The sequence below is a fragment of the Nocardia sp. NPDC088792 genome (genome assembly GCF_044750615.1).
Lineage (GTDB): Bacteria > Actinomycetota > Actinomycetes > Mycobacteriales > Mycobacteriaceae > Nocardia.
The window spans coordinates 998,275-1,023,898 of record NZ_JBIVKC010000001.1 but is presented as its reverse complement, the minus strand read 5'-3'; the positions used below and the strand labels follow the sequence as shown (position 1 = coordinate 1,023,898).

The 25,624-nt window shown below is 67.2% G+C and carries 27 protein-coding genes; 21 read left to right on the top strand and 6 right to left on the bottom strand.

Features of this window, described 5'->3' with window-relative positions; genetic code table 11:
* Positions 1-116 precede the first annotated feature (116 nt).
* A complete protein-coding gene (locus tag ACIP5Y_RS05010) occupies positions 117-554 on the top strand; it encodes a MarR family winged helix-turn-helix transcriptional regulator (RefSeq protein WP_400349133.1) in 438 nt (145 codons plus the stop codon).
* Between the two features lie 13 nt (positions 555-567).
* On the opposite strand, the gene ACIP5Y_RS05005 is transcribed toward ACIP5Y_RS05010, so the two are convergent.
* The gene (locus tag ACIP5Y_RS05005; RefSeq protein WP_400347673.1) at positions 568-1,029 is read right to left on the bottom strand and encodes a MarR family winged helix-turn-helix transcriptional regulator; all 462 of its coding nucleotides are present in this window, start codon (positions 1,027-1,029) and stop codon (positions 568-570) included.
* A 69-nt stretch (positions 1,030-1,098) separates the two neighbouring features.
* On the opposite strand from ACIP5Y_RS05005, the gene ACIP5Y_RS05000 reads away from it, so the two are divergent.
* On the top strand, positions 1,099-1,536 hold the full coding sequence (locus ACIP5Y_RS05000; RefSeq protein WP_400347671.1) for a MarR family winged helix-turn-helix transcriptional regulator: 438 nt from the start codon (positions 1,099-1,101) through the stop codon (positions 1,534-1,536).
* 1 nt (position 1,537) lies between these two features.
* On the opposite strand, the gene ACIP5Y_RS04995 is transcribed toward ACIP5Y_RS05000, so the two are convergent.
* Entirely contained in the window at positions 1,538-2,935 is a 1,398-nt protein-coding gene (locus ACIP5Y_RS04995) for a PQQ-binding-like beta-propeller repeat protein (protein ID WP_400347669.1), read from the bottom strand.
* 142 nt (positions 2,936-3,077) lie between these two features.
* Between ACIP5Y_RS04995 and ACIP5Y_RS04990 the strand changes: the two genes are divergently transcribed.
* Positions 3,078-3,824, top strand: coding sequence for an acyltransferase (locus ACIP5Y_RS04990; protein WP_400347668.1), 747 nt, complete (start codon positions 3,078-3,080; stop codon positions 3,822-3,824).
* A 32-nt stretch (positions 3,825-3,856) separates the two neighbouring features.
* The gene (locus tag ACIP5Y_RS04985; protein ID WP_400347666.1) at positions 3,857-4,408 is read left to right on the top strand and encodes a DUF1697 domain-containing protein; all 552 of its coding nucleotides are present in this window, start codon (positions 3,857-3,859) and stop codon (positions 4,406-4,408) included.
* Between the two features lie 109 nt (positions 4,409-4,517).
* Here the strand turns inward: ACIP5Y_RS04985 and ACIP5Y_RS04980 are convergent, their stop codons facing one another.
* The 3 genes from ACIP5Y_RS04980 to ACIP5Y_RS04970 are packed head-to-tail and all read right to left on the bottom strand — an operon-like array spanning position 4,518 to position 8,112.
* The gene (locus ACIP5Y_RS04980; protein ID WP_400347664.1) at positions 4,518-5,780 is read right to left on the bottom strand and encodes a glycosyltransferase family 4 protein; all 1,263 of its coding nucleotides are present in this window, start codon (positions 5,778-5,780) and stop codon (positions 4,518-4,520) included.
* On the bottom strand, positions 5,777-7,333 hold the full coding sequence (locus tag ACIP5Y_RS04975; RefSeq protein WP_400347662.1) for a 1,4-alpha-glucan branching protein domain-containing protein: 1,557 nt from the start codon (positions 7,331-7,333) through the stop codon (positions 5,777-5,779). Before ACIP5Y_RS04975 ends, ACIP5Y_RS04980 begins: the two co-directional genes overlap by 4 nt.
* Positions 7,330-8,112, bottom strand: a complete 783-nt coding sequence (locus ACIP5Y_RS04970; protein WP_400347660.1) for a class I SAM-dependent methyltransferase — start codon at positions 8,110-8,112, stop codon at positions 7,330-7,332. The genes ACIP5Y_RS04975 and ACIP5Y_RS04970 overlap by 4 nt, the downstream gene beginning before the upstream one ends.
* Positions 8,113-8,303: 191 nt before the next feature.
* Between ACIP5Y_RS04970 and ACIP5Y_RS04965 the strand changes: the two genes are divergently transcribed.
* From ACIP5Y_RS04965 to ACIP5Y_RS04945, 5 genes are all read left to right on the top strand, one after another.
* The gene (locus ACIP5Y_RS04965; RefSeq protein WP_400347658.1) at positions 8,304-9,089 is read left to right on the top strand and encodes an electron transfer flavoprotein subunit beta/FixA family protein; all 786 of its coding nucleotides are present in this window, start codon (positions 8,304-8,306) and stop codon (positions 9,087-9,089) included.
* A 35-nt stretch (positions 9,090-9,124) separates the two neighbouring features.
* The gene (locus ACIP5Y_RS04960) at positions 9,125-10,084 is read left to right on the top strand and encodes an electron transfer flavoprotein subunit alpha/FixB family protein (RefSeq protein ID WP_400347657.1); all 960 of its coding nucleotides are present in this window, start codon (positions 9,125-9,127) and stop codon (positions 10,082-10,084) included.
* A gap of 101 nt (positions 10,085-10,185) precedes the next feature.
* Positions 10,186-10,581, top strand: a complete 396-nt coding sequence (locus ACIP5Y_RS04955; protein WP_400347656.1) for a hypothetical protein — start codon at positions 10,186-10,188, stop codon at positions 10,579-10,581.
* Positions 10,582-10,590: 9 nt separating this feature from the next.
* A complete protein-coding gene (locus ACIP5Y_RS04950; protein ID WP_400347655.1) occupies positions 10,591-11,532 on the top strand; it encodes an aminoglycoside phosphotransferase family protein in 942 nt (313 codons plus the stop codon).
* An 81-nt stretch (positions 11,533-11,613) separates the two neighbouring features.
* Positions 11,614-12,735: an alpha/beta hydrolase family protein gene (locus ACIP5Y_RS04945; RefSeq protein WP_400347654.1), complete on the top strand. Its 1,122-nt coding sequence runs from the start codon at positions 11,614-11,616 to the stop codon at positions 12,733-12,735.
* Here the strand turns inward: ACIP5Y_RS04945 and ACIP5Y_RS04940 are convergent.
* Positions 12,732-13,592 (bottom strand): LysR family transcriptional regulator, encoded by an 861-nt coding sequence (locus ACIP5Y_RS04940; protein ID WP_400349132.1) that lies wholly within the window; start codon positions 13,590-13,592, stop codon positions 12,732-12,734. The genes ACIP5Y_RS04945 and ACIP5Y_RS04940 overlap by 4 nt on opposite strands.
* Before the next feature lie 115 nt (positions 13,593-13,707).
* Here ACIP5Y_RS04940 and ACIP5Y_RS04935 point away from each other — a divergent pair, with 115 nt between their 5' ends.
* The 12 genes from ACIP5Y_RS04935 to ACIP5Y_RS04880 all read left to right on the top strand — a co-directional run bounded on the left by ACIP5Y_RS04935 (position 13,708) and on the right by ACIP5Y_RS04880 (position 25,616).
* Positions 13,708-15,003 (top strand): NAD(P)/FAD-dependent oxidoreductase, encoded by a 1,296-nt coding sequence (locus tag ACIP5Y_RS04935; protein ID WP_400347653.1) that lies wholly within the window; start codon positions 13,708-13,710, stop codon positions 15,001-15,003.
* 64 nt (positions 15,004-15,067) lie between these two features.
* On the top strand, positions 15,068-15,676 hold the full coding sequence (locus ACIP5Y_RS04930) for a PadR family transcriptional regulator (RefSeq protein WP_400347651.1): 609 nt from the start codon (positions 15,068-15,070) through the stop codon (positions 15,674-15,676).
* A 56-nt stretch (positions 15,677-15,732) separates the two neighbouring features.
* Positions 15,733-16,755, top strand: coding sequence for an ATP-binding cassette domain-containing protein (locus tag ACIP5Y_RS04925; protein WP_400347650.1), 1,023 nt, complete (start codon positions 15,733-15,735; stop codon positions 16,753-16,755).
* Entirely contained in the window at positions 16,752-17,513 is a 762-nt protein-coding gene (locus ACIP5Y_RS04920) for an ABC transporter permease (protein WP_400347649.1), read from the top strand. The genes ACIP5Y_RS04925 and ACIP5Y_RS04920 overlap by 4 nt, the downstream gene beginning before the upstream one ends.
* A 69-nt stretch (positions 17,514-17,582) precedes the next feature.
* Positions 17,583-18,272 carry an SDR family NAD(P)-dependent oxidoreductase gene (locus ACIP5Y_RS04915; RefSeq protein ID WP_400347647.1) on the top strand — a complete coding sequence of 230 codons (690 nt, stop codon included), beginning with the start codon at positions 17,583-17,585 and terminating at the stop codon, positions 18,270-18,272.
* Positions 18,269-19,312 carry an S-adenosylmethionine:tRNA ribosyltransferase-isomerase gene (locus ACIP5Y_RS04910; RefSeq protein WP_400347645.1) on the top strand — a complete coding sequence of 348 codons (1,044 nt, stop codon included), beginning with the start codon at positions 18,269-18,271 and terminating at the stop codon, positions 19,310-19,312. The genes ACIP5Y_RS04915 and ACIP5Y_RS04910 overlap by 4 nt, the downstream gene beginning before the upstream one ends.
* Positions 19,313-19,376: 64 nt before the next feature.
* Positions 19,377-20,525 (top strand): Rieske 2Fe-2S domain-containing protein, encoded by a 1,149-nt coding sequence (locus ACIP5Y_RS04905; protein WP_400347644.1) that lies wholly within the window; start codon positions 19,377-19,379, stop codon positions 20,523-20,525.
* A gap of 118 nt (positions 20,526-20,643) precedes the next feature.
* On the top strand, positions 20,644-21,513 hold the full coding sequence (locus ACIP5Y_RS04900; protein WP_400347642.1) for an IclR family transcriptional regulator: 870 nt from the start codon (positions 20,644-20,646) through the stop codon (positions 21,511-21,513).
* Positions 21,497-22,099: a TetR/AcrR family transcriptional regulator gene (locus ACIP5Y_RS04895; RefSeq protein WP_400347640.1), complete on the top strand. Its 603-nt coding sequence runs from the start codon at positions 21,497-21,499 to the stop codon at positions 22,097-22,099. Before ACIP5Y_RS04900 ends, ACIP5Y_RS04895 begins: the two co-directional genes overlap by 17 nt.
* 140 nt (positions 22,100-22,239) lie before the next feature.
* Entirely contained in the window at positions 22,240-23,427 is a 1,188-nt protein-coding gene (locus ACIP5Y_RS04890) for a hydroxylase (protein WP_400347638.1), read from the top strand.
* A gap of 365 nt (positions 23,428-23,792) precedes the next feature.
* Positions 23,793-24,629 (top strand): GNAT family N-acetyltransferase, encoded by an 837-nt coding sequence (locus ACIP5Y_RS04885; RefSeq protein ID WP_400347636.1) that lies wholly within the window; start codon positions 23,793-23,795, stop codon positions 24,627-24,629.
* 15 nt (positions 24,630-24,644) lie between these two features.
* Positions 24,645-25,616: a lysophospholipid acyltransferase family protein gene (locus tag ACIP5Y_RS04880; protein ID WP_400347635.1), complete on the top strand. Its 972-nt coding sequence runs from the start codon at positions 24,645-24,647 to the stop codon at positions 25,614-25,616.
* Positions 25,617-25,624 lie beyond the last annotated feature (8 nt).

Here is a 25,624-nt window from a genome sequence, read left to right as displayed (position 1 = left end):
CTTTCGGGTCGGTTCGTCGGAGCCGGCACCTGAGTGCGAATGCGAACATAGATTAGAGGTCTAATGCTCGTCAAGATTCGAATGAGAGAGTGGGTTATCATGCCTGCGTGACGTCCATGCCCATCGAAGAGCGACTCGGAAGCTTCATCAAGCGCGCCGAACAGGCGCTGCAGGGTGCGAAGAACGCCACCCTCAAACACGAGGGCGTCACCGTCCCCCAATACGCCGCCCTCTACGTGCTCAGCGAGAACCCGGGAATCTCCGCCGCCGAGCTGGCCCGTCGCTGCGGCGTCACCCCGCCCACCATGAACACCATCCTGAACAACATGCGCGACCGCGGTCTCATCGAACGCACCCCGCACGCCTGGCATCGCAATGTCCTGGAGACCTCGCTGACCGACGAGGGCCGCCGGGTCATGTACGCCGCCGACGCCCGCGCCGTGAAGGTCGAACGCGCCCTCGCCGACGAATTCACCGATGCCGAGCGAAAATCGTTGATGGACATGCTCGCCCGCGCCACCACGCTGCTGGATTCCGTTCGCCCCGAAGGCTAGGGCGGTGTAAGAGCTAGGGCAGCGTGAGGGTCTGGTAGTCGGCGACGAATGTGGTGAGCAGCCGGGCGAATTCGGTGCGATCGCGCTCCGGCCAGGCGGCCGTGGCCGTGGCGAAGACGGCCTGCCGATTGGCGTGCGCCTGATCGAGGACGGTGTGGGCGCGCGGGGTCAGGTGCAGCAGGACGCGCCGCGCATCGGTCTGGTCGGCGCGGCGTTCCAGGAGTTCCTCGGCGACCGCACGCCCCACCAGACGGCTGGCGCGCGGCTGATCCACGCCGAGCGCCGCGGCGATATCGGTGACGGTCGCGTCGCCGTCGTGCGCTTCCACGGCATCGAGTACGCCGAAGAGCGTCGGATCGACCGCGGGACCGCCGCTGCGGGCGGCGATCCGGTTCAGTGCGCGCCGGGTCTGGCTGCGGCGGATGGCCACCATGGCGCGTTCGATGGCGACGATCGCGGGGTCGCTCTGTTCCATGCTTGACATCGTACAAGTACTTGCTACATTACATGTATATGTAATCTGACATGTTCTTGAAGGTGAACCATGAACGGCAACACACCCGAACCGATCGGCTACTGGCTCAAGCACATCGACGTGACGCTCGAATCGAACTTCGAAACCTTGCTCGCCACCCAGGAACTGAAGCGCCGCCACTGGCAGATCATGCATACCCTGGCCGGCGGCCCGATCGACGCGGCGGGCCTGAAGACGGCGCTCGCACCCTTCCTCGACGCCGAAGACCCCACGCCCGCACCGTATGTCGCGGCACTGATCGAGCGCGGCTGGGTCACCGTCGATGAGGCGACCGCGCACACCCTCACCCCGGAAGGCATTGCGGCCCACGCGGATCTCTTCGCCCGCATCCAGGTGCAGCGCAAAGCCGTCACCGAGGGTCTCAGTACGGACGACTACAACAACCTGCTCGCCACGCTGCAGCGCATCGCCGACAACGTCGACGCCTTTGCCCTGACGCTGAAGTGACTTACTTCTCGGGTTTGAAAGCGAAGATCTCGCCGATGCGGGTAGTTACCAGCACCTCGCCGTCGGCGCCCACGGATGTCCCGATGGTCGTGCCCTGCGCACCCGGCAGATCGTTCGAATGCACGGTCGCACCCGACCGCGTATCGAACGTGACCAGCGTGAGCTGATCGCCCATCGGCGCGACCGTGTACCCGGTCCCGCCCGCGGTCTGCACCGGCTGCCCGCGCAGTTCGAGATCCTTGCGCTCCCAAGCGATCTCCGCACTGTCGCCCTTGTCGCGCAGCGCCATCAGATGCCCGCCGTCACCGGCCGGTAGCAGCAGCCCGTTCGACACCGAAATGCCCCCGCGCGCCGGGAATCCGAGATCCTGCACCCACTTGGTGTGCCCGTTCGAAGCATCCACGGCCATCAGCCGATTGCTGTTGTCGCCCACGTACACGGTCTTGCCGTCGGAGGACAGCGCCGGGCTGGTGCCGCTGCCGCCGTCGAGCATGGCGGCGCTCCAGTCGCGGCGAATCTCCTTGCCGTCGTAGGTGAGAGCCACCAGGTCGGCCGTGCCCTGCCCGGGCTGCCAGACGGTCGCGTAGAAGCGGCCCGACTTCTCGTCCACCGCGGACACGTTCGCGACGGGGCATTGCGGCCCGCCGGTGGCGCAGTCCTCGATGCCCTGCCCGTCCGGCGGCCGGTTCAGGTCGGGCGCCTGCAGGAAGTCCGGGTCGCCCAGCAGCTGGAAGGTCGGCACCTCGCGCTCACCGGTCTGCCGGGAGAGCACGTCGAGCTGCCCGAACTGGCTGGCGGACAACACATTTCCGTCCCCGGTGAACTGCACGGAGACGGGCACTCCCGCGACCGGGGTGCGCCAGCGCGGCTGCCCCATATTGTTGAACGAGTACAAGGCGCCGTCGTCGCCGACATACACATTGTCGGAGCCGTCCACGGCGGATCCGGCGTCGACCGCGCTGGGCCCCATCTGATTGCAGAAGCGTTTGCGCCCGGTGAGCATCTGGAACGAGAAGATATTGCACGACGAGGTGCGGGTGGTGACGAAGATCTGCCCGTCGCCGCCGATGGTGACCGGCGCGCCCACCGGCCCGCCCACGGGACGCGACCAGCTCAATCCGAGATTCCGCGAGCCGGTGACCGGAGTCGATCCACTGTTGCGGGCGTCCCGGAACGCGAGCGGCCAGCCTTTGCCCGCGCCGACGGTGATGTCGTCGTACTTGGTGCTGCCGAAGGCGCAGGAGCTCAGCGTGACCGCGCCGACCGCGGCGACCACCAGGGCCCGCGCGACGGTCGAGGCGGTGCGTGGCCGCGGACGGTCCGGGATCGCTCCACCGTCCGGCTCGTGACCGGTTCGCGGTGCATGGTCACGTCCGGTCTGCCGCCTGCCGCTTCGCACCTGCTGGTGTCCCTTCTGCCAGTACGGAAGTCTCTGGATAGCCCTGGGCCTGATGCAGCCGGAGCACAGCCTACTTTCGTGCCCTGGGAGGGGTACCGATACCCTCGTCCAAACGGCCGGAGAGTACTACAGGGAGAAGTCTGTGACGAGTATGTGGGGCGCACCGCTGCGCTCGCGGTGGCGGGGTTCGCGACGCCATGATCCGGAGCAGGCGCGCTTCCTCACGGTGGCGTCGTTGAAGTGGGTGCTCGCCAATCGCGCGTACACGCCCTGGTACCTGGTCCGGTACTACCGCCTGTGGAAGTTCAAGATGGCCAACCCGCATATCGTGTTGCGCGGCATGGTCTTCCTGGGCCGCAATGTGGAGATCCACGCGACCCCCGACCTGGCCCGCATGGAGATCGGCCGCTGGGTCCACATCGGCGACGGCAATGCCCTGCGCTGCCACGAGGGTTCACTGCGCATCGGCGACAAGGTGGTGTTCGGCAAGGACAATGTCGTCAACACCTACCTCGACATCGAGATCGGCGAGTCGACCCTGGTCGCGGACTGGTGCTACATCTGCGATTTCGACCATGTCACCGACAACATCAACCTCCCCATCAAGGACCAGGGCATCGTCAAGTCCCCCGTCCGCATCGGCCCCGACACCTGGATCGCCGCCAAGGTCACGGTCCTCCGCTCCACCCGGGTCGGCCGCGGCTGCGTCCTCGGCGCCCACGCCGTGGTCAAGGGCGACTACCCCGACTACTCCATCGCCGTGGGCGCCCCCGCCCGCGTGGTCAAGAACCGCAAGGAAGCCTGGGATTCCGCCGCCGAGAAACGCGCCGCGCACCTCGAGGCCCTGGCCGACATCGAACGCAAGAAGAACGGCGTAGCCGCCTCCTGAAACGTGTCCCCCCGCGCAGGTAGGTTTCACCCATGACCGGTTACGCCGCCTTCCTGCGCGGGATCATGCCCAGCAACCCCAACATGCGCAACGAGAAACTCCGCGCGGTCTTCGAGGGCCTGGGCTACGAGCAGGTAACCACGCTCCTCTCCAGCGGCAACGTAACCTTCCAGGCTCGCGAAACCGCCTCCGCCACACTGGAATCCCGCATCCAGAAGGCGTTGAACACGGAACTCGGCATCCCCGGCGGCACCCTGATCCGCACCCGAGACCAACTCCACGACCTGGTCGCCTCCGACCCCTTCCCCGGCCTCACCCACTGCCGCGAAACCTATCTCACGGTCACCTTCATCAAGGGCGCCCACCTGGACCTCGCCGCGGTTCCCAAGGATGAATCCCCCTCTCCCACAATCCGAGTAGTCGCCTACGACGAAGCCGCCGGCGCCATCCTCAGCATCATCGACAACACCGACCCCAACACCCCCGCCTTCATGTCCTGGGTAGAAAAGCAGTACGGCAAAGACAACGTCACCACCCGCACCTTCCTCACCGTCCAAAAGGCCCTGAAGAAACTCGACTCCTGAGCCCCTTCACTGCCCCCGGAACCGCCCCCTTGTAACGTCCCGAACAACGGTCGATATTTGATCGAGTTCCGGGCGGGCTGGTCCGGTGGCGATTTCGAGGGCGGCTGGGTCAGTACGGCTGGTTCGGATCGCGTTCCGGGAGGGGGCGTTCCGCGATGACCGGGCGGGCCAGGGGGTTGCGGACGCGGCGTTTGGCCTGCTGGTAGACCAGGGTGGTTTCCTGGGCGACGACGTCCCAGGCGAAGTCGGCGGTGAGGCGTTCGCGGGCGGCCCAGGCGCGGTCCTGGGCGCCGGCCGGGTCGTCGAGGACGGTGCAGACCGCGTCGACGATGCCGTTCACGTCGGCCGGTTCGAAGGAGGAACCGGTGACGCCGTCCGTCACCAGGTCGCCGAGGCCGCCGGCGTTCGAGGTGACCAGGGGAGTGCCTGCCGCGGCGGCTTCCAGGGCCACAATGCCGAAAGGTTCGTAGCGACTGGGCAATACGACGGCGTCGGCGCTGTGCAGCCAGCCGAGCAGATCCGTATGGTCCAGGCGGCCTGCGAAATTCACCGCGCGGGCCACCCGATGCGCACGTGCTCGCTCACGCAGCCAATCGAATTGGGTGCCGATGCCGGCGATGGTGAGGGTGGTGCCGGGGTGCGCCTTGCGGATGCGTGGCAGCGCGGCGATCGCGTCCTGGATGCCTTTTTCGTATTCGAGCCGGCCGACATACAGCAGACGCGGGGGGCCGGAACGCGGGGCGCGTTCACGGAAGGTCCAGGCGCCCACGTCGATTCCATTGCGGATCACCGTGATCGGCGTCTTCTCGGGGCCGTAGAGGCGCGTCACCTCGTCCTTCATGGACTCGGAACACGTGATGAGCGCATCGGATTCGTGCGCCAGCCACCATTCGACGGAGTGCACCTGCTTGTTCACGCGGCCGGAGACCCAGCCGCTGTGCCGGCCGGCTTCGGTGGCGTGAATGGTGGAAACCAGAGGGACGTCGTAATACTCGGCCAGGGTGATGGCGGGATGCGCGACCAGCCAGTCGTGGGCGTGCACGACGTCCGGCGTCCAGCCTTCGCCGATTCCCGGTTTGTGCAGGGCGATTCCGGCGCGCACCATGGCGTGCCCCATGGCCAGCGTCCAGGCCAGCATGTCTTCGCCGAAATCGAAGCAGGGCGGGTCCTCGGCGACCGCCACCACCAGCACGCCCTCTTCGATGAACGAGTGGGTCGGGTGGGTGGTGGCGTCGGTGCCCATCGGGCGGCGCGCCAGGATCACGACTTCGTGCCCGGCGGCGGCCAGCTCGACGGCGAGGTGATGGACGTGGCGGCCCAGCCCACCGACTACGACGGGTGGGTACTCCCACGAAACCATCAAGATCTTCATGCGGGTCCTTCTGAAGCGGGGCCGAGCCGGCGCGCATCCAGCGCGGGAAACAGTCCGTCGGCCGCGTACCATCCTGCCGCCAATTGCCCTGCTTTGGCGAGTTGCCCGGCGGCTACCGAAGCGGCAATCTCACGCACCGCGTGCGCGTGCTGATGGGCTCGATCACGGGCGTATCCGGCCGCCGAATCCTTCGACACCATGAACGCCCAGTCGCTGGAGACGGCGAGAATCGCCTCCCGCAGCAGCTGGTCCGCGACCGGGTTGCGCAACCCGCCGGCACTGCCGCCGAGCGTACCGGCGTCCACCCGCATCTTGTCGAGGGTGTCCAGCGCCAGCCGCACCACCTCGGCATTGAGTTCGACGAGATCGGTCACCTGATCGCCGGCCCACACCCGCCAGTCCTTGCCCGAACCCCACGAGGAATCGGCGAGTTCCACGCGTTCGCCCACGTAACCGCGGGCCCGTGCGTCGGCGAGGGTGCCGACGGTGATGCCGGCCTCGGGCAGCGCCCGCAGCACCTGTTCCAGCCACTGCGGCCCTTCGTGCCACCAGTGCCCGAAGAGTTCGGTGTCGAAGGCGGCCACCACCAGGGCGGGCCGCCCGATCCGCGCGGACTCGGAGATGAGCCGTTCGCGCACGGTCTCGACGAAGTCGACCACGTCCCGGCCGACCGCCGACCCGGCCAGGATCGGGTCGTAGGGCGCCTTGTCCGGACCGTCCACGGTCTTGCCGGTGACGCGCGCCGGTTTGAGCCCGGTGGCGTGATCGTAGTGATGGAAATCACGGTAGTAGGGCTGCCCGGGATACCCGGATTTCGGCGACCACACCCGGTAGCTCACCTGCAGGTCGCGCCCGAACGCCACCACATCCGAATCCCACACCGGTCGCCCGAGCGTGGTGTCACCCTTCAACGCGGGCCCGTCGGTCATGAAATGCGAGATGCCCGCCGCCGCGTAATCGCGTTCCATGCCCGGCGTGAAACCGCATTCGGGAGCCCAGATGCCCGCGGGCGTATGCCCCCACCGATGCCGGGCGTCGGCCAGGCCCTCGACCAGTTCGAATTGACGCAGCCGCTGGTCCAGCAACGGCTGGAACGGATGCGACAGCGGCCCGCCCAGCAATTCGATGGCGTCGGCGTCGATGAGTTCCCGCCACACCGGCGAAGCCCCGTGCCGCCAACGGGTTTCGAAGTCTTCCAGCGCCGCGTTCGCCAGCCGATGCTCGTGCCGTCCGAGCGCGGTATTGCCCGCCATGGACGCCTCGTCGGCCCGCAACCGCCAGTTGCCGAGCCAGTGATGCATGCCCGCCAGGCAGTGCGGATCGTCCAGCTGCGCGGCCAGCACCGGCGTGATGCCGAGACTGATCAGATGCGAACGCCCTTCGGCCGCAAGCTTTCTCAATACCTGCGCGACAGGCAGATAGGAGGACGCCCAGGACTGGTACAGCCATTCCTCACCCACCGGCCAGCGCCCGTGATGCGCCAGCCACGGCAGATGCGAATGCAGGACCAGCGTGAACTGTCCTGGGACGGCATTGTTCTCGGCGGACGTCACGGCTTCACCGCGATGGCGACCAGATCGAGGCTGGCATCGATATCCCGCTCGGCATCGGCGAGCAGTTCGAAGTCCTCGATACGCACGGCAGCCACATCGCCGGTGAGATCGGCCGGCCATGGTTCGCCCGCGAGCGCCCGCTCGATCTGCGCGTCGATGAGGGATCCGCCCCACTTCTCGTCCAGCGCGACCAGTGCGGGCCCGTGGAAGATGCCCGCCATCAACTCGACCCGGAAACCGGCCTCGACAAGAAGTTCGGTCATTTCCGCGGCATTCAGTTCACGCGTGTGGAAAGGGTTGAGCGGGGTGTCGCGCCCGGGGGAGAAGGTGATCCGGTTGGGTGTGCTGATCAACAGTTTCCCGCCGGGCCGCAGCACTCGCAGGCATTCGCGCAGGAACTGCGACTGGTCCCAAAGGTGTTCGATCACTTGGAAGTTGACGACGATGTCGACGGCGGCTTCGTCGAGGGGAAGTTCGGCCAGATTGCCCTGGATCATTTCGACGCGCGGGTACTTGGCGCGCACGTGCGCGACGGCGCTGTCGTCGTAGTCGAGGCCGATGACCTGCGTGGCGACGTCGGCGATCATATTGGCGCCGTAGCCTTCTCCGCTGCCGGCTTCGAGCACGGTCTTGCCGGCGCATTGTTCGAGCATGCGCACGTAGGCGATTTCGTGGCGGCGGAACCAGTAGTTCTCCTCGGCGATGCCGGGCACGGTCCGCTCACCGGTCAAAGGCAGGGGATCGGCAGGGTTTTCGGTGTGCGTCACGGCCTCGCTCATTGGATCGACGTTAGCGGTTGCCCATATCACAGCGTTAAGCGGATCGGCTGATGCAGAACATCACAGGCTAAGTTACCCATGAGTAACTTAACGTAGGGTAATCTCCACCGCGAGCTACTTGTGGACGTACGGCAATCGATCGTGCGACCGCCAGATCCAGTGCCCCCAGAACAGGAGGTCGACGAAGACCAATGCCGAACATCGTCGTACTGATCAAGCAGGTTCCCGACACCTGGTCCGAGCGCAAGCTGACCAGCGGTGACTACACCCTCGACCGTGAGGCCGCCGACGCCATCCTGGACGAGATCAACGAGCGCGCCGTCGAAGAGGCGCTGTTGATCAAGGAAGCGCAGGGCGGCGAGGTCACCGTGCTGGCCGCCGGCCCGGCCCGGGCCTCCGAGGCCATCCGCAAGGCGCTGTCCATGGGCGCCGACAAGGCCATCCACATCCAGGATGACGCCATCCACGGCTCCGACGCCGTGCAGACCTCGTACATCCTGGCCGCCGCTCTCGGCCAGATCGAGGGCATCGAGCTGGTCATCGCCGGCAACGAGGCGACCGACGGTCGCGCGGGCGCCGTGCCGGCCATCGTGGCCGAGTACCTGGGCCTGCCGCAGCTGACCCACCTCCGCAAGCTGACCGTCGACGGTGAGCGCATCACCGGCGAGCGCGAGACCGACGAGGGCGTCTTCAAGCTGGAGGCCACCCTCCCGGCCATCGTCTCGGTCACCGAGAAGATCAACGAGCCGCGTTTCCCGTCCTTCAAGGGCATCATGGCCGCCAAGAAGAAGGAAGTTCAGACCTTCACCCTGGCGGATCTGGGCGTCGACCCGGAGACCGTGGGCGTTGCGAACGCCGGCACCAAGGTGACCGGTGTGACCCCGAAGCCGGCGCGCACGGCGGGCGAGAAGATCGTCGACGAGGGTGAGGGCGGCAACCAGATCGCCACCTACCTGGTCGGCCAGAAGATCATCTAAAGCCCCCCGAGCAACGAACTTCAGGAGAAAGAACAATGGCAGAAGTACTCGTGCTCGTGGAGCACGCTGAAGGTGCCCCCAAGAAGGTCACCACCGAACTCCTCACCGCCGCTCGCGCGCTGGGTACCCCGGCCGCCGTCGTCGTCGCCGTGCCCGGCACCGCCGACAAGCTGGGTGACGCGCTGGCCGCGGCCGGCGCCGAGAAGATCTACGTCGCCGAGTCCGACGACGCCGAGGGCTTCCTGGTGACCCCGAAGGTCGACGTCCTCGCCGGCCTGTCCGAGTCCGCCGCCCCGGCCGCGATCCTGGTCGCCGCCACCGCGGAGGGCAAGGAGGTGTCGGGTCGCCTGGCCGCCCGCATCGGTTCCGGCCTGCTCATCGACGCCATCGCCGTGAACGGCGACGGCTCGGTGCAGCACTCCATCTTCGGTGGCGCGTTCACCGTGGATGCCAAGGCCACCGGCGACGTGCCGGTGATCTCGGTCCGCCCGGGCGCCATCGAGGCGGCCCCGCAGGCCGCCGCGGGCGAGAAGGTGGCCGTCGAGGTTCCGGCTCAGGAGGAAGGCGTCGTCAAGATCGTCTCCCGCGAGCCGAACGTGGGCGGTGACCGTCCGGAGCTCACCGAGGCCGCGATCGTGGTCTCCGGTGGTCGTGGCGTCGGCTCGGCCGACAACTTCGGCAAGGTCGTCGAGCCGCTGGCCGACGCTCTGGGCGCCGCAGTGGGCGCCTCGCGCGCCGCCGTCGACTCGGGCTACTACCCGGGCCAGTTCCAGGTCGGTCAGACCGGTAAGACGGTCTCCCCGCAGCTGTACATCGCGCTGGGCATCTCCGGCGCGATCCAGCACCGCGCCGGCATGCAGACCTCGAAGACCATCGTGGCCGTCAACAAGGACGAAGAGGCCCCGATCTTCGAGATCTCGGACTACGGCATCGTCGGCGACCTGTTCAACGTCGCCCCGCAGCTGACCGAGGCAGTCAAGGCCCACAAGGGCTGAGACCTAACGGTCTCGTAGAACAAATCGAGTGCCCCGGCCCTAGGGCCGGGGCACTCGTGTTGGGTGGGGTGGGTTGGGCCGGGTCGTTTAGATTTCCGGGTATGTCTACTGATCCCGTGCTGACCGAAGTGGTCGCGGCGCTTCACTGGGATCTCGCCGAATGGCTGGGAACCGATGCGTTGCCGAAAGTCTTCGACCGGATCTCGGGCGCACTCGACGAACAATTCACGTCGGTCGTGACCACCGGGCAGGCCGTGGATCGGGAAGGGCTGCTGGGCGGATTGTGGTCCGCGCGGAATCTACAGCCGGGATTGGAGATCGAGGTCTCCGATGTGGTCGAGCTGGCACGGAGTGGGAATCTCATCGTGGTGCGGTTCGTCGCGGAGAACCAGTTCGGCGGCGCGGTGACCAAGCGGTGGGTGACCGCCGTGCTGGTCACGGATGGCCGCACCTACCTGTGGCGGACCGTGCACGAGACCGGAGTACCGGAAACATAAGGTGAGGAAATGCCGATCTCACTGCCGCCCGGAATCGCCGAGTCCATCGAGAAGTACTTCGGGGAGCGCGGCAGGGCGTGGGTGGCGGCGCTGCCCGCCTTGGTGGGCGAGCGTTGCGCGGCTTGGGAATTGGAGCTGATCGGCGACAGCTTCGGCGGGGGAACGCATTCCTTCGTCGCACCGGTACGCAGGGCGGACGGATCCGTCGCGGTGCTGAAGGTGCCGGTCGTGGACGAAGAGAACTACGGCGAGCCCACCGGGCTGTACTGCTATGGCGGTGACGGTGCCGTCCGGCTCTACGAATTCGATCCGGTGAGCGGTTCGATGCTGCTGGAGTGGGCGCGACCGGGAACGGAACTGCTGTTCCAGCCCGGGTTTCCGAGCCTGGAGGGCCGGTCGGAGAACATCGGGAAGGTCGAGCAGGCGTGCGCGCTGTACAAGCGACTGCGCCGCGTGCCGGGTGAGATCCCCGCGGGATTCCCGGCCCTGCCGGAGGCCGCGAGCATGGTCGACGGCTGGGTGAAGATGTTCCACGACCCGGATCCGCAGGTGGCACAGGTGATTCCGGCGGGCCTACTGGATCGCGCGGCGCAACGATGCGCGGAACTCGCCGTGCCGGACGGTCCCCTCCTGGTGGTGAATCGCGATACGCATCTCGGCAATATCGTTGCGGCGGAACGTGAGCCGTGGTTGTTGATCGACCCCAAGGCATACCTCGGCGAGGCCGCTTTCGATGCGGGTTTTCTCGTGATGATCCAGGTGCAGAGCAACCCGACCCCTGCGCATGCACGCGCGGTGGTCGAAAGGACGGCGGCCGCACTGGATGTCTCCGCGGATCGCGCCCACGCCTGGGCGTTCATGCGATCGATGGAGGAGATCGTCTGGGCCGTCGAGGATGAGGAGCCCGACGACCTGCGCCTGCACGTTTCAGTGGCGTCCGCGCTGGCGTAGGTCCCGATACCGGTCCCGGGCCTCGCGTCGGTTGCGGCGGTCCTTCCAGGCCACGATGCCGCGCAGGCTAGATTGTGCGCCATGGGGATTCGGATGGCTGTCGCGGTGGGCTTGGCCGCGGGATCGGTGTGCTGGGGGCAGGCGGCGGCGGATGTGCCGGCGGTCGAGCATGAGGCGTTCACGTTTCAATTCGGGCCGGTGAGCGCGGGTGCGGAACTCGATTATCCGGCCGGTGCGCGGAATGCGCCTGTGGTGGTGCTGATTCCGGGTTCGGGTCCGGAGGATCGGGATGCCGATATTCCGACCGCGCACGACGGCACCACTCACATCTTCCGCGATATCGCCGATGAGCTGACTGCGCACGGCTATGCGGTGATGCGCTACGACAAGCGTTTCGTCCGCGAGCCCCATGTGGTGGATCCGAGGTTCGACACGGATGTGGATCTGAACGACTTCCGTTCCGATGCCGAGCAGGTGCTCCGTGCGGCGGAACAGGATTCGCATATCGATCCGCATCGGGTGTTCCTGTACGGCTGGAGCGAGGGCAGTACGGTGGCGGCCGCGCTCGCGGTGTCGCATCCGGAGTTGGCGGGCGCCGTCTTCCAGGGGTCGGTGGCAGCGCCGTGGCGGCTGGTTTTCGCGTATCAGACCGAGCAGGTCGAAGCCGCTTACCTGCAACGCTATTCGGTCGACGGCCTGCTGGGCCCGGACGAGCTGCGGCGTGCCTATACCGGTGAGGGTGGTGCGGTCGCCCGGTCGGCCGTGGGGTACGCGACGGTCGATGCGTCGCACGGTGATTTCACGGTGGCGCCCTACTTCGACTCGAACCACGACGGGAAGCTCGACGTGAATCTCGAATTCCGTCCGGTGTCCGAGCAGTACCTCGATCGCCTCTTCGCTTCGGACGGGTTCATCTACGGTCCGGGGAAGACCTTGCCCACGGTGCCGGAGCAGGCGCCGAAACTGACCGGGCCCGTGCTGATTCTGCAGGGGCGCGACGATGCGAATGTCCCCGCGGAGGGCGCGAGCGCCCTCGATGCGGCGCTGGCGCTGGCCGGCAATCGCGATCACACGCTGCGTGTGCTTCCGGGCCTCGGGCACTCGCTGGGCCGCACGCCCGATGTGCTCGCCGATGATTTCCAGCCCATCGACGCGACGGCCCTGTCCGCGCTGACCCAGTGGCTGGACGCGCACACCACCTAGGAACTGTGCAGCGCGGCGACCAAGGTTTCGAGGATGGCGGAGCGGCGGATGTCGCTGCGCAGCACGGCCGAGACCGGAATCCGGAGTGGGTGTCCGGTGAGGTGCAGGGTGGCGATGCCTTCGATCGAGCTGTCGGCGTAGAGGATGGTCCACGCGTCGGGCCGATTGATGAGCTCCATGGTGGCGGTGTGGTCCGGCGGAATCGGTGGTCCGAATGCCGGCCCGGTGGGTAGATCGGCGAAGGCGCCGCGGACGACATTGTGCAGCAGGACCTGTTCCGATTCCGGTGGCAGCAGTAGTGGGTAGGCCCCGAGTTCGGTGAGGGTGACGTCGCCGCCGCGGATGGCGAGGGGGTGTGCGGTGGAGGTGGCTATGACCGGATCTTCGATCCAGAGCTGTTCCACGGCGAGTCCGGGTTGGTCGATACTGCCGCGGATGAGAGCAAGATCACAGTCGCCGTCGGCGACGGCCTGAATGCGCTGGCGGAAGGGCTTGATGACGAATTCGATCTCGGCGCCGGGATGCGCTTCGCGTGCTCCGGCGATGGCGGACAGCGATCTTGTTGCGAAGCTCATGTTCGCCGCCAGGCGAATTCGCGGCCCGGAAGACCGTACAGCTGCGCGAATGGCCGATTCCAGGCTCAGCATTTGCTTCGCAAGGGGAAGTAGCCGGGTGGTCGCGTCGGTGGGTACGACGGATCGGGTGGACCGCTCGAAGAGCGGTACGCCGAGATCGCGTTCCAGGCGGGCGATCTGGTGACTGATCGCCGATTGGGAGATGAAAGAGCGTGTGGCGGCCTTGCTGAAGCTGAGCTCCTCGCAGACCGCGACGAAGTAGGCCAGTTGGCGCAGCTCCACGGCTCGTCCTCGATTCATGATCAACGTAGATAAGAGTCATCTAGATTATGCGCCCTGACCCCTGGAACATTCGCACTTCGAATCACGGTTAGTAATGACAGAGAAGGGAGTTGTCATGCAGTACGTGGAAGCGGGCATCGAAACCGCGGATGTCGTCATCGTCGGATCGGGCTTCGGCGGGCTCGCCGCCGCGAAGCAGTTGAACAAGTCGGGGGTCAACTACGTCCTCATTTCGAGTACGCCCGAGCACCTCTTCCAACCTCTCCTCTATCAAGTAGCGACCGGTGTGCTGGCATCCGACGAGATTGCCCCGCCGATCGCGAACATCATTCGGCACCACAAGAACGGTGATGCGCGCCTGGGCAAGGTCACCGAGATCGACGCCCCGAATGCCGTACTCACCTATGAGACCGCCGAGGGCCCGCGCAAGATCCGCTACGGCAAGCTGATCGCCGCGACCGGTGCCAGCCAGTCGTACTTCGGCCGGGATGACTTCGCGGACAAGACCTTCTCGCTCAAGACCATCGACGATGCGTGCCGCCTGCGCGCCCAGATCGAGCGGGTTTTCGAGCAGGCCAAGACCGCGGATCCCGAAACCCGGCGCCGGCTGCTGAGTTTCGTCGTGGTCGGCGCGGGCGCCACCGGGGTCGAGGTCGCGGGTCAGCTCAAGGAGCTCGCCAAGCGCCACTTCCACATGGAGGATTCGGTCACCCTGGTCGAGGGCGCGCCCGTGGTGCTGCCCCCGTTCGGCGGCGGGCTGTCGGAGTACGCGCGGAAGTCGTTGACGGGCAATGGCGTCGAGGTGTTGGTTGACACCTTCGTGACGGATATCGAGCCCGGCAAGGTGACCGTCAAGAGCAAGGACGGTGTGGAGCGCGGTATCGCCGCCGAGACCGTGGTGTGGTCGGCGGGTGTGGCGGCGGGCGGTTTCGCCAAACTGCTGGCCGACGCGACCGGCTGCGAAACCGACCGTGCCGGAAGGCTTCTCATCAATGATGACTGCACTGTCGGCGGGCACGCGGACATCTTCGCCATCGGTGATATGACCTCCCTCAAGGGCTACCCCGGCCAGTCGCCGGTGGCCATGCAGGAGGGCCGCCACGTCGCGGACATCATTCGCGGCAAGAAGCAGGCGGCCACCCCGTTCGAGTACTGGGACAAGGGCAGCATGGCGGTGATCAGCACCTTCAGCGCCGTCACCAAGCTGAACGACAAGATCAAGTTCACCGGTCTGCTCGCCTGGTTCACCTGGCTGGCGGTGCACGTGTTCTACATGGTCGGCTTCCGTAACCGTTTCGCCGCGGTGGCGTCGTGGCTGGTCGCCTTCATCGGCACCGGCCGCCCCGGCTTCAAGGAAGTCCAAAAGGACGCCGCGCCAAAGACTCTGCAGCAACCACGCGCCGCGGCCTGAATTCGGCCCGATTACGAGCCGCCCGGTTCTCAACCGGGCGGCTCGTTCGCGTTAGCCTGCGAAGATGGCTGTTCCTACTACTCGATTGCTGGTGCTGGCGGTTGTCCGCATGATGCAGCCGGTGCACGGTTATGACGTGTTGCGTGAGCTGCGGAGTTGGCAGGCGGACGAATGGGCCGGCATCAAGCCCGGGTCCGTCTACGGTTCGTTGAAGACGATGCAGCGGGACGGGCTCATCGAGTTGGAGGGGGTGGGGCAGGACGGGGCGCGGCCGGAACGCACCACGTACCGGCTGACCGCCGAGGGGGAGAAGGAGTACGGCGACATGATCCGTACCGCCTTGTACTCCGCCGATCTGCCGAGGTCCCCGTATTTCGCATCGGTCGCGCTGTTTCCGACCGTGCCGCGCGATGAGGTGATCTCGGCCCTGCGGGCCCGGATCCTGAAGTTCGAGGCGGAGCTCATGCGGTTGGATCGCGAGATCGCCCGGGTGCTGGCCGGGAGTGGGAATCCGCTGGAGGCGGTGCCCTATCACGCCGCCGATGGGATGCAGCTGGGCGCGGACTACTTGCGGGCGGATCTGGAGTGGACGCGCCGGACCCTGGCCCGGATCGAGAGCGGGGAACTGGATGTGTGGACGGTCCAGTGGGGTGGTCCGCCACCCGTGAAGTAATCAAGTTTTAATAGTCAAGCTTGACTATTCGAGTGGTCGTTCCTACCGTAGGACAGGTGGAAACGACTACCCCCGTCCGCACCCAGCCCACCGATCCGGTGATCCGGGTTCGCGGGCTGGCGCGTACCTTCAAAACCAAAACCGGTGTCGTGCAAGCGGTTTCCGGTATCGACTTCGATGTGCGAGCCGGCGAGATCATGGGCCTGCTCGGCCCGAACGGCGCCGGTAAGACCACCACCCTGCGCATGATCTCCACCCTGCTCGCCCCCACCGCCGGCGAGGCCACCGTGGTCGGCGCGGATCCGCGCACCGCGCCCCGTACCGTGCGTTCCCGCATCGGCTATGTGCCGCAGGGCGGCTCCACCAATGAAGCCGAACTGGTCGGCGACGAATTGGTCTTGCAGGCCAGGCTTTTCGGGCTGTCGAAGGCCGAGGCGCAGCAGAACGCCGCCGACCTGGCCAAGGCCCTGGAATTCGACGGCCTGGAACGCCGCAAGTGCGGGCAGCTCTCCGGCGGGCAGCGACGCCGCGTGGATATCGCACTCGGCATGGTGCATCGGCCCACCCTCATCTATCTCGACGAACCCACCACTGGACTGGATCCGCAGAGCCGGGCCAACCTGTGGGACCACATCCGCCGGCTGCGTGATGAAGGCACCACCGTCGTGCTCACCACCCACTACCTGGAGGAGGCGGACGCGCTCTGTGACCGCATCCTGGTGATGGACAATGGCGTCATCGTGGCCGAGGGCACCCCGGACGAGCTCAAGCGGCGCATCTCGGGTGACGTGATCAGTCTCGAAATCGATTCCGGCAGCGCCGATCTCGCCATGGACATCGCGGGGGAGGTGCTCGAACTGCGCAGCCGCCTGCGCACCGAGGGACTCGAGAACGGCCATGCCGGAAAGAGTCTCGTGCATCTCACCGTCGAACACGGTGATGCCGCGGTGGTTCCGCTGCTGCACGCGCTCGGGGATCGGGGCATCACGCCCGGCTCGCTCACCGTCAAACGTCCCAGCCTCGACGATGTGTTCCTCACGCTCACCGGGCGTTCGCTCCGGGAAGGAGACCGGTCATGACATTCCTGCGCGATACCGGATTGATCTTCTGGTCCCAGCTGCGTTCCAATCTGCGCAACCCATTGTGGGTGATCATCGGCGTGATGCAGCCGATCATCTATCTGGTGCTGTTCGGCCCACTGGTGAAGGGCATCGCGGGGTCGCTCGGCCCGGGCGCCGACCCGTGGAAGATTCTCACTCCCGCACTGGTCATCCAGATCGGGTTGTTCGGCGCCCTGTTCGTGGGTTTCGGCATCGTGGCGGAATTGCGGGCCGGCGTGATCGAGCGGCAGCGGGTCACGCCCGCCGCGCGTGGCGCACTACTGCTCGGGCGCGTGCTCAAGGATATGACCGTGCTGGTCGTGCAGGCGCTGGTGCTGGTGGCGGTGGCTGCCGCGGCTTTCGGGTTGCGACCCGATCCGCTGGGCTTGGTGTTGTCGCTGCTGCTCATCGCGGTGATGGGGGCGGGGCTGGCCGCCGCGTCCTATGCGCTGGGGCTGTGGGCGCGTTCCGAGGACACGCTCGCCTCACTGCTGAACTCGGTGTCGGTGCCGGTCATGCTGCTGTCGGGCATCCTGTTGCCGATGACGGTCGGGCCGAAGTGGTTGCAGGACATCGCCGAGATCAATCCGTATTCGCACACCGTGAATGCCGCGCGGGCGTTGTTCCGCGGCGATTTCGGCACCCACGACGTCTACGTCGGTACCGTTGTGACCGTGGTGTTCTCCCTGATCCTGATGGCCATCGGCGCTCGCGGCTTCGCCCGCGAGAACGCCTGACCGGTTCCTGTCTTCGCTGCGGGCGAAAGACATTGACCTGAACAGAGGTTCAGGTTTAACCATGGTTATATGGAAGAAACCACGAAAACAGCCCTGGTCACCGGGGCGTCGGCCGGCTTCGGGCGGGCGGTAGCGCTCGCCCTGGCCGGCCGCGGCTGGCAGTTGATCCTCACCGCGCGCGGCGAGGATCGGCTCGGGAAGATCCGCGCGGACACCGGCGCGGTGGCGGTGGCGGGCGATATCGCCGACCCCGCGCACCGCGCCGAACTCGCTCGTATCGTCGGCGGGCGGCCGCTGGATCTGGTGCTCAACAATGCCAGCGCCCTCGGCCCCAGCCCGCTACCGGCATTGGAGCACTATCCGCTCGCCGAGCTGGCGGCGGTGCTCGACACCAATGTCCTTGCGCCCCTGGCGATCGCGCAACTGACCCTGCCGTCATTGCGTGCCGCGAACGGTGTGCTGATCGATGTCAGCTCGGATGCGGCGATCGGCGGCTACGAGGGCTGGGGCGGCTACGGCGCCTCGAAGGCGGCCCTGGATCAGTTGACGAATGTGCTCGCGGCCGAGAACCCCGCGCTGCGGATCTACAGTTTCGATCCGGGCGATATGCGCACCGAGATGCATCAGGCCGCCTTCCCCGGCGAGGACATCTCGGATCGCCCGCTCCCCGAAACCGTGGTCCCCGCACTCCTGCACCTCCTGGACACCCGTCCGGCGAGCGGCCGATACATCGCATCGGAACTGCCGGTGGCGTCATGACATTGAGCATGGACGCCATCGAGTTCACCCTCCCGGACGAGCTGTCCGCGACCAGCCCGCCGGAAGCGCGCGGACTGGCTCGTGATGAGGTCAGGCTGCTGGTGAGCGACGAATCCACCCTCACCCACGCGCGGTTCCGCGAACTACCGGACTTCCTCTACCCGGGCGATCTGGTGGTGGTCAACAACTCGGCCGTCCTCGACGCGGCCGTGGACGTCCAGTATCGGGACGAGACGGCGGTATTACACTTCTCGACCTGGCTCGACGACGGTGGCTGGGTGGTGGAATTACGGGACCCGAGGGGTGTCCCGTGGCACGGCCGAGCGCTGGAACCCGGTGCGCCCGTGTGGCTTCCGGACGGACAGACGCTCACCTTGCGCACCCCCTGGCTGCCCGGCTCCGCCCGCCTCTGGATCGCCGACCCGGCTCCGGAGGGGGACGGCGTGCGGCAATTGCTGGCGCGGTACGGCCGCCCGATCACGTATTCGTATGTGCCGGAACGCTGGTCGTCGTCCTATTACCGGACGGTGTTCGGGCGTGAGCCTGGCAGTGCCGAAATGCCCAGTGCGGGACGGCCGTTCACGGAGACGCTGGTGACCGATCTGGTGGTCGCCGGTATCGGTTCGGCGCCGATCACGCTGCATACGGGGGTCTCTTCACCGGAGACGGGGGAGCCGCCGAGTCCGGAGCGTTTCCGGGTGCCGGCCTCGACGGCCCGCCTGGTGCAGGCCACCCATGCGGCGGGCGGTCGCGTGATCGCGGTGGGCACCACCGTGACCCGTGCGCTGGAATCGGCGGTCGGCGCCGATGGTTCGGTGCATGCGGCCTCCGGCTGGACGGATCTCGTGCTGGACGGTTCGCGGCCGGCGCGGGCGGTGGACGGGATCGTCACCGGCTGGCACGCGCCCGGCGCCTCGCATCTGCAACTGCTGGAGTCGGTGGCCGGCGCGAGTGTGGTGCGTGCGGCTTACCGGGCCGCGCTGCAGAGCGGCTATCTGTGGCACGAATTCGGGGATTCGGCGCTGTTGTTCCGGGACTGACCGCTGTTTCGGTCAGTGAAAACCGTTCTACGACAGCCGAGTTACCGGTGTTAGAACGGTGGCCATGAGCACGGTGGAGTCAGAATTTCAGGAAGTACGCCGGATCGAGGCCGCTCCGGCCCCGGCACGATTCGCCCGCGGCTGGCACTGCCTGGGCCTGGTCAGCGATTTCGGGGACGGGCAACCGCATCCCGTACAGGCCTTCGGCACCAAACTCGTCGTGTTCCGCGGCGCGGGCGGCGCGTTGCACGTGCTGGATGCCTTCTGCCGGCACATGGGCGGGGATCTGTCGCAAGGCGAGGTGAAGGGTGACGAGATCGCCTGCCCTTTCCACGATTGGCGCTGGGGCGGAAACGGGCGCTGCAAGCAGATCCCGTATGCCCGGCGGGTGCCGCCGCTGGCTCGCACGCGCGCGTGGACCACGCTGGAGCAGGACGGGATGCTGTTCGTCTGGAACGATCCGGAGGGCAATCCGCCGCCGCCGGACGTGACGATCCCGCGCATCGAGGGCGCCGGCAGCGCCGAATGGACCGATTGGCACTGGTACAGCACGGTGGTGCACACCAATTGCCGGGAGATCGTCGACAATGTCGTCGACATGGCGCACTTCTATTACGTGCACGGTTCGCTGCCCACCTTCTTCAAGAACGTCTTCGAAGGGCATACGGCGACGCAGTATTTCGAGAGCGGTGCGCGCGAGGACCTGCCCGGCCCGGTCGGTCAGCCGCGGCTGCTGGGCAACAGCTCGGTCGCGTCCTATCACGGCCCGTCGTTCATGATCGACGACCTGACCTACCACTACGAGCACGGTGACCATCGCACCGTCCTGCTGAACTGCCACTATCCGATCGACGCGAATTCCTTCGTGTTGCAGTACGGCATCATCGTCGAGAAGGTGGCCGGGTTGCCCGCGGCGGCGGCCGAGCAGACGGCGATCGCGCTCGGCGACTGGGTCAAGCTCGGATTCGAGCAGGATGTGACCATCTGGAAGTCCAAGGCGCGCATCGACAATCCGCTGCTGTGCGAGGAGGACGGCCCGGTCTATCAGCTGCGGCGCTGGTACGAGCAGTTCTATGTGGACGTCGCCGATATCCGGCCGGAGATGGTGGACCGCTTCGAATACGAGCTCGACACCACTCGTGCGCTGGAGACCTGGCGCGGCGAGATTCGCGCCACCGTCGAACGTCGTGCCGCGGAAGCGGCCTCGTCCTGACGGTGGCGTTCCACTCACCGGAACCCGTGCCCGCCAGAGGGATCCGAATCCTTCCGCAGCGGCAAGCCGGTTGCTAGCGTCGAAACTGTAATCAATTTCAGTTTTGAAGGTGAGTGGCATGACCTCAGCGTTGAGTGGGCACGCCCGGTCCGTTTCCGGGCAGTCCCCGCTGCCGCCGTCGATGATCGAACGGGTCACCCTGATCATGGATCTGTTCGAGAACCCCCGCACCCGGCGCACCTTGGAGCAGATCGCCCGCAGCACGAGGCTGCCCCGGTCGACGGCCTACCGCATCATCGAGCAACTGGTGCGCCTGCAATGGCTGGACCGCGGCCCGAACGGATACCGGCTCGGGCCGCGGGCACTGGGACTGGGCGGCCGCGAGTTCGAGCATTCGGCGCTGCGCGCGGCGGCGGCGCCGGTGCTGCACGAGCTGGCGGTACGCACCGGACTGGTCATCCATCTGGCCGTACTGGACGGCGCCGAGGTGTATTACCTGGACAAGATGGGCGGCCCGGCCGCGGTCGAGGTGCCGTCCCGGGTGGGCGGCCGGGCGCCGGCGCACTGCACCGCGCTGGGCAAGGCCATGCTGGCCTGGTTGCCGCCCGAGGAGGTCGACGCGCTCTACCGGGACGGGCTGCCGCGCCGGACCCCGCGCAGCATCGGTGACGTCGCCGTCCTGCATCGCCAGCTGGTACATATTCGATCGGTCAGCGGACTGACCTTCGAGCGGGGTGAATGCGTGCCGCACATCGGTTGCGCGGGTGTCGCATTGCGCACGCCCGACGGGCCGGTGGGCGCCATCTCGGCGGTCTGCGATGTGCGCACACCGATGCGGCGCATCGCACCCGTGCTGGCCGCCGCCGCACGCACCGTCCTCCGTGAGCTGGCCGACGGTCCGCCCGGCGCGCGCTGCGGGCGGACTCCTTTCTGTCCGGACACCGAAGTCACAGTGCGGGAGGGGGAGAACGGTGCCGCGCATCGCTGAAGCGCGGCGTCCGGCCGCAGCCATCTCCGAGCGGCAGGTGGCACGGCGTGAGCGGATCCTCGACGCCGCAGCCGAACTCGGCGCGGACGCCGCCTACGAGCAGGTGCAGATGCTGGATGTGGCCCGGCGCGCGGATGTCGCCATCGCCACGCTCTATCGCTACTTTCCGTCCAAAACGCATTTGTTCGCAGCGGTATTCGAGGCGCGCATCGACCGCTTCGTCACGCGCTACTGGACCGGGTCGACCGGGGACCCCGTCGAGGACCTCGGTGAGCGGCTGGTGGCCTTGAGCCGGGATCTGCTGAGCACGCCGAAGTTGTGCGCGACCCTGATGCACGCTGCCGCCGCCTCGTATGTGGCCGGGCCGCCCGATGACGACGGCATGCCGGATCTGATGATCGTGCGCGCGATCCTGGACACCCTCGGTGATCGGGTGCCGGATCGCGCGGATCTCGCCGCCATACGGCTGCTCATCTACAGCTGGTGGGGTGTGCTGGTTTCCGGGCTCAACCACAAGCTCCCCGCGGAGCTCGCGGAATCGGACCTGCGCCTGGCCACCCGGCTCATCCTCGCGCCCTTCCGCTGAACCCGTGCCACAGCGGAACTCGCGCCGCAGCGGGTTTCGATGAGCGGAAACGGGACTCGCCCCGCGCAGGGAGAGCGCCTACCGTCGTCGGCACCCACCCGCCCCGGTGGTTGTCTCACACAGTGATTCGGAGGTGCGTGATGTCGCACGAAGTAGTGCGCCGTGTAACGGAGCTCGGCGATCGGCTGGCCGCGCACGCGGCCGAGACCGAGCGGCTCGGCCGATTGTCCGATCAGAGCGTCGCGCTGGTGCGCGAGGCGGGCGTCATGCGCATGTTGCAGCCCACCGAGTTCGGCGGATACGCCGCCCACCCACGCGATTTCGCCGAAGCGGTGATGGCGGTGTCGCAATACTGCGGTTCCACCGGCTGGGTGTGCGGCGTCGGTGGCGTGCATCCGTGGGAGATGGCGCTCATGGATCGCGAACTGCAGGACGAGGTCTGGGGCGCCGACCCGGATACCTGGATCGCGTCGCCGTACGCCGCGCAGGGCATCGCTACCCCGGTCGAGGGTGGTTACCGGCTCCGCGGCCATTGGAATTTCTCCTCCGGCACGGATCACTGCGATTGGATTTTCCTCGGCGCGCTGGTGGCCGGTCCCGATGGTGCGCCCGCGCAGCCGCCCAAGGTGCTGCACGTGGTGCTGCCGCGCGCGGATTACACGATCGTCGAGGATTCCTGGGATGTCATCGGCCTGTGCGGTACGGGCAGCAAGGATGTGATCGTCGACGACGCGTTCATTCCCGAGTACCGCACCATCGACTCCGGTGAGGTGGCCGAGGGGGAGAGCGCGGCGGCCCGCGCGGGCCGCACCGGCACCGTGTACCGGCTGCCGTTCTGGGCCATGTTCCCGCTGGGTATCACCGCGGCGGTGATCGGCATCGCGGAGGGCGCGATGGCAGCACATCTGGACTATCAGCGCGAGCGGGTCACGGCCATGCACACCCGGATCAAGGACGATCCCTATGTCCTGTACGCCATTTCGGAGGCGGCGGCGGAGATCGCGGCGTCCCGCACCCAGTTGCTGGACGGCATCAGCCGTCTTTACGACCTGGTCGAGGCCGGCGAGACGGTGAGTTTCGCGGACCGTTCGATGGTGCGCCGCAATCAGACTCGCTGCGCCTGGCGCGCCGTGACCGCGGTCGACGAGATCTTCGCCCGCTCCGGCGGCAATGCGGCGCGCAGGACCGGTGTGCTGCAACGCTTCTGGCGTGACGCGCATGTGGGGCTGCAACATGCCATCCACACGCCCGGTTCGATCTATCACTCCTCCGCGCTGACCGCGATGGGTGTCGAGGTCCCCGAAGGGCCTTTGCGCGCGCTCATCTGAGGAGGTGAAGCCCGGGTGTTCGCGCGCCCGGGGGCGGCCCGGACCGGTGCCGGATCGGCCGCCGCGGCGCATCCCGACCCCGTCGCGCGGACCGCTGTGAGCAGGCGTAGTGTTGCGTCTTCTACGCGTCGCGGCAGGCTCGATCCGGGCCGCGCGGCCCGCTGATCCAGTGTCCGATTCCCGGCTCACCGGCTATCGGATCCGGCCCGGTACCCAGCCAGAATACGAGCGTTTGTCCTGGTAGGGAACTTTCGGAGGCGGTCCGATGAACGCCGGGTGTGGTCTGCGTCGCGTTCACCCGACTGGCATCGGCAGGTCATCTGGCGGTAGCGCCAAGGCAGTCTGGGACTGGCTTGATCAAGCGTATGACCACCATGGCAGCGTCGAGCGCCAGCCTCGCCCCCGCGTCATATGTCAAGCCGGAACCGCCCCGCACGACGGGCCGGTCCCAGTACTCCTTGGTCGTCTCCTCCGACGCCGAGCATCGGGAGGCCGCCCAGCGCCTGCGCTACCAGGTATTCGCCAACGAGCCGGGTTTCACCATTCCGGACCACGGCACCGGTCTGGATTCCGACCGCTTCGATGATCACTGCGACCACCTCCTGGTGCGGGACGAGCTGACCGATCAGTTCGTCGGCTGCTACCGCATGCTGCCGCCGGACAAGGTGTCCGCGGCCGGTGGTTACTACACCGCCACCGAATTCGATTTGACCGCACTGGATCCCACCGGTCACCGGATCGTGGAGATGGGCCGCGCCTGCGTGGTGCCCGATCACCGCAACGGTTCGGTGCTCACCCTCATGTGGGCGGGCATCCTGCACTACATCCAGCTCACCGGTTACGAGTGGGTCATGGGTTGCGTCTCCGTCCCCATGCGGATGACGCCGGAGGATCAGCCGGGCGTGAACGTGCGCGGGGTTCGCGACATGCTCATGAAGAAGCACGCGCTGGACGCGGAACGCCATGTGCGCCCGTACAATCCGGTCGTGGTGGACGGCCGCGGCCTCGACGAGCTGGAGGCGCCGGCGCGCCCCAAGCTGCCGCCGCTGCTGAACGGCTACCTGCGCCTGGGCGCCGAGATCTGCGGCGAGCCCGCCCACGATCCCGAGTTCGCCGTCGCCGATTTCGTTGCCCTGCTGGGCCTGTCGACCATCAACACCCGTTATCTGGAGCGCCTGCAAGGCGCTGCCAACAGTCTCTAGGCCGGTGACGCACCCATGATGCCCGCCCTCCTCGCTCCGGACACCGCGGCCCTGTCGTGTCCTCCCGCTCAGCCGGTGCACGCCTGGATGCCCGCCAGCCCGTGCGGCCCGACCTGCGTCGACGCAGCCGCCGAGGCGGGCGCCCTGCGCGTCGCGGCGCGCGTCCTCGGCATTGTCGGCACCCTGGTCAGCTTCCCGCTCGCGCACTACGCCACCCCGCGCAGGCACCGTCCGGCCGTGCAGCGCCGCTATGCGCGAATGCTGCTGGGCTCCTGTGGAATTCGAGTTCGCATCATCGACAATCGCGGCCCGGACGACCGGTCCGGTGGCGTGCTGGTCGCGGCCCGCCACATCGGCTGGACCGATATCGTCGCCCTGACCGCCGTCGAGCCCATGGCCTTCGTGGCTCGCGCCGACATGGTCGAGTGGCCCATGCTCGGCGATATTGCCAAGCGCGTCCGGGTGATCCCCATCGAACGCGAGAAGCTGCGCACCCTGCCGGCGGTCATCGAGAGCATGGCCCGCCGCCTCACCGCCGGCGAGCACATCACCTTCTTCCCCGAGGGCACCACCTGGTGCGGTCGCGCCCACGGCCGGCTGCGGCCCGCCCTCTTCCAAGCCGCGGTCGACGCCGAAACCCCGGTCCAGCCGATCCGTTTGCGCTATGTGGACCGGCACGGCGAACTCTCCACCGTCCCCGGCTTCGTGGGCGTCGACTCCCTCGGCGACTCCATCCGCCGAGTCCTCCACGCCCGCGGCGTAACCGCCGAGATCACCCTCCAGCCCCTGGAAGCCCCCGGCACCGACCGCCACGACCTGGCCCGGCGCTGCGAAGCCGCCATGGCCGACAACGAGGCCGTGACCCGCGCCTTCACCGACGTCATCCACGGCACCGAGAATGTCGAGGCCATCGGCACCGGCGCGGTCCGCCGCGCCACCACCACTCCGCAGGCTGCCGCCACCGAGAACGCACACGCCCTCGCCTGAGGCCGGAC